The following is a 2,897-nucleotide window of genomic DNA, read 5'->3' as shown; positions in this document are numbered from 1 at the left end:
GCTGCCCGGCCACGAGATCACCTGGACCTCGTTCGACTCCGGCGCGAGCATCAACACCGCCTTCCTCGGCGGCGCGATCGACCTCGCGGTCATCGGCAGCAGCCCCGCGGCGGCCGGGCTCAGCGCGCCGCTGAACATCCCCTACCAGGTCATCGAGCTGCTCAACGTGATCGGCGACAGCGAGGCCCTGGTGGTGCGCGAGGAGAGCGGCGTCACCGACATCGCGGGCCTGGCCGGCCGCAAGGTCGCCGCGCCGTTCAGCTCGACCGCGCACTACAGCCTGCTGGCCGCGTTCGAGCAGGCGGGCGTCGACCCGGCCTCGGTCACCCTCGTGGACCTGGAGCCGCAGAACATCCAGGCCGCCTGGCAGCGCGGCGACATCGACGGCGCCTACGTGTGGACGCCGGTGCTCAGCGTGCTCCAGCAGGACGGCGTGACGCTCACCGACAGCGCGAAGCTCGCCGCCGCCGGCAAGCCGACCCTGACGTTCACCGTGGCCCGCAAGGAGTTCATCGAGCGGAACGGCGACGTGGTCGACCAGTGGCTCGCCGCCACCGACGACGCGCTCAAGAAGATCAAGACCGAGCCGCGGGTCGTGGCCGAGGCCGTGGCGCGGCAGATCGGCGCGGGCGTGGACGACGCGCTGTCCCAGCTCAAGCAGAACATCTACCTCGACCACGCCGAGCAGCTCTCGCCCGAGTACTTCGGCACGCCCGAGGCGCCCGGCAGGCTCGCCGACCAGCTCCTGGCCACCGCGGAGTTCCTGCACGGCCAGAAGAAGGTCGAGTCCGTGCCGGACCTGGGCGCGTTCCGCGCGGCACTGCGGGCGCCCCGTGGGTGAGCCGCTGGTCGAGCTGACCGGTGTCGAGCACCGGTACCGGGCGGGCCGCGACCACGTGCCCGCCCTCGGCCCGCTGGACCTGCGCGTCGACCCGGGCGAGTTCCTGGTCGTCGTCGGGCCCTCCGGGTCGGGCAAGAGCACCCTGCTGCGGCTGGTCGGCGGCTTCGAGCGGCCCACCACCGGCGAGGCGCGGGTGCTCGGCGGCGCGCCCGTGGCCGGCCGGGACGTCGGCACGGTGTTCCAGCAGCCCCGGCTGTTCCCGTGGCAGACCGTCGGCGGCAACATCGGCACCGCGCTGCGCTGGGCCGGCGTGCCGCGCGCGGACCGCCCCCGGCGGATCCACGACCTGCTCGGCCAGGTCGGCCTGGCCGAGCTGGCGCCGCGCCGCACGTGGGAGGTCTCCGGCGGCCAGCAGCAGCGGGTGGCCATCGCCCGCGCCCTGGCCGCCCGGCCCCGGCTGCTGCTGATGGACGAGCCGTTCGCCGCGCTGGACGCGCTGACCCGCGAACGGCTCCAGGAGGACGTCCGCTCGCTGACCGACGACGAGCGGGGCGTGGTGTTCGTGACGCACAGCGTCGACGAGGCCGTGTTCCTCGCCGACCGCGTCGTCGTGCTGTCCGACCGGCCCGGTCGGGTGGCGCTGGACCTGCCCGTGCCGCTGCCGCGCTCCGGCGTGCCGGCCGACGAGCTGCGCGGGTCGGCGGAGTTCGCCGCGCTGCGCGGCGAGGTCGCCGGGGCCGTCCGCGCGGTCGCGGCCTGAACCCAGTGGGGAGAACCATGACGCACTTCGAACCGCTCACCCCGACCCTCGGCGCCCGGGTGACCGGCGTGGACCTCAACGACGTGGACTCCGCCGAGGCGGGCGCGCCGCTGCGCGCAGCCCTGGTCGAGCACAAGGTGCTGGTGTTCCCCGGCCAGTCGCTGACCCCGGGCGCGCACCGCGCGTTCGCCGCCGCGCTGGGCGAGCCGACACCCGCCCACCCGGTCGTGCCCGGCCTGGACGCCGACCACCCGGAGATCTACGTGCTGGACGCGGGCGACGGCGGCAAGGCGCCCGTCTGGCACACCGACGTGACCTTCATGGCACGCCCGCCGCTCGGCTCGGTGCTGCGGGCGGTGACGCTGCCGCCGACCGGCGGCGACACGTGCTGGACCGACCTGGAGGCGGCCTACCTGTTCCTGTCCGAGCCGCTGCGCGAGCTGGCCGACAAGCTGACCGCGCTGCACGACGGGCGCAAGGACTTCGAGGAGTACCTGCACGACCGGCTGGGCGGCGAGGGCAACACGTGGGAGGGCGAGCGCATCCGCTCGCTGGAGCCGGTCGAGCACCCGGTGGTGCGGGTGCACCCCGAGTCGGGGCGGCGGAGCCTGTTCGTGAACCCGGGCTTCACCACGCGCCTGCTGGGCGTGACCGAGGGGGAGAGCCGGGCGCTGCTGGACGTGTTCTTCGCCGCCGTGGGCAGGCCGGAGTTCACCGTGCGGCACCGGTGGAGCGAGGGCGACGTGGTGGTGTGGGACAACCGGAGCACGGCCCACTACGCCGTGGACGACTACGGCGACCTGCGGCGCGTGATGCACCGGATCACGCTGCGCGGCGACGTGCCGGTGGGGGTGTGAGCCGCGTGCGCCGAGAGGGCGCGGCGCCTACGCCGGGTGCCCCTCGGCTGCCCTGATCAGCGCGGTGTCGGCGACCTGCTCGAACTCCACGACCCGGTCGCCGACCACCCGCCACACGTGGGCGAAGCGGGCCGTCGCCGAGTCGCCGGTGGCCCGGTGCGTGCCGTGGTAGCGGCCCAGCGCCACCACGGTCGGGCCGGCCGGCAGCAGTTCGTCGACCTCGGCCGCGAACGCGGACCAGTCCGCGCCGATCCGCTCGAACACGCCCGCGCGGATCGCGGCCGGTCCGGTGTAGGTGCCCGCGTACGCCGAGCCCGCCGCCTCGGTCCAGCGGGCGTCGGGCGCCAGCACGGCGAGCATCCCGTCCAGGTCGCCGCGCTCCGACGCCTCGTAGTGCGCGCGGACGACGTCCAGTGCGGTCATCAGGACTCCTTCACAC

Annotated in this window: 4 protein-coding genes; 3 read left to right on the top strand and 1 reads right to left on the bottom strand. The window is 74.9% G+C overall.

Features of this window, described 5'->3' with window-relative positions:
* From ACFV4N_RS37625 to ACFV4N_RS37615, 3 genes are all read left to right on the top strand, one after another.
* Nucleotides 1-841 (top strand): taurine ABC transporter substrate-binding protein (locus tag ACFV4N_RS37625; RefSeq protein ID WP_499677446.1); only part of this gene is annotated, 841 nt, incomplete at its 5' end.
* Nucleotides 834-1,601: an ABC transporter ATP-binding protein gene (locus ACFV4N_RS37620; protein ID WP_499677445.1), complete on the top strand. Its 768-nt coding sequence runs from the start codon at nucleotides 834-836 to the stop codon at nucleotides 1,599-1,601. The genes ACFV4N_RS37625 and ACFV4N_RS37620, both read left to right, overlap by 8 nt.
* Before the next feature lie 17 nt (nucleotides 1,602-1,618).
* On the top strand, nucleotides 1,619-2,458 hold the full coding sequence (locus tag ACFV4N_RS37615; RefSeq protein WP_499677444.1) for a TauD/TfdA dioxygenase family protein: 840 nt from the start codon (nucleotides 1,619-1,621) through the stop codon (nucleotides 2,456-2,458).
* 27 nt (nucleotides 2,459-2,485) lie between these two features.
* Here ACFV4N_RS37615 and ACFV4N_RS37610 read toward each other — a convergent pair whose 3' ends face one another.
* The gene (locus ACFV4N_RS37610) at nucleotides 2,486-2,881 is read right to left on the bottom strand and encodes a nuclear transport factor 2 family protein (protein ID WP_499677443.1); all 396 of its coding nucleotides are present in this window, start codon (nucleotides 2,879-2,881) and stop codon (nucleotides 2,486-2,488) included.
* Nucleotides 2,882-2,897: the final 16 nt, after the last annotated feature.

Source organism: Actinosynnema sp. NPDC059797, assembly GCF_042732085.1.
Lineage (GTDB): Bacteria > Actinomycetota > Actinomycetes > Mycobacteriales > Pseudonocardiaceae > Actinosynnema.
The sequence above is the reverse complement of the archived record's forward strand: the minus strand, read 5'-3'. Positions and strand labels throughout refer to the sequence as shown.

What these genes read in the sequence shown, in the direction of transcription:
- ACFV4N_RS37610 (WP_499677443.1), bottom strand. Translation starts at nt 2,881, where the DNA reads ATGACCGCACTGGACGTCGTCCGCGCGCACTACGAGGCGTCGGAGCGC.
- ACFV4N_RS37615 (WP_499677444.1), top strand. Translation starts at nt 1,619, where the DNA reads ATGACGCACTTCGAACCGCTCACCCCGACCCTCGGCGCCCGGGTGACC.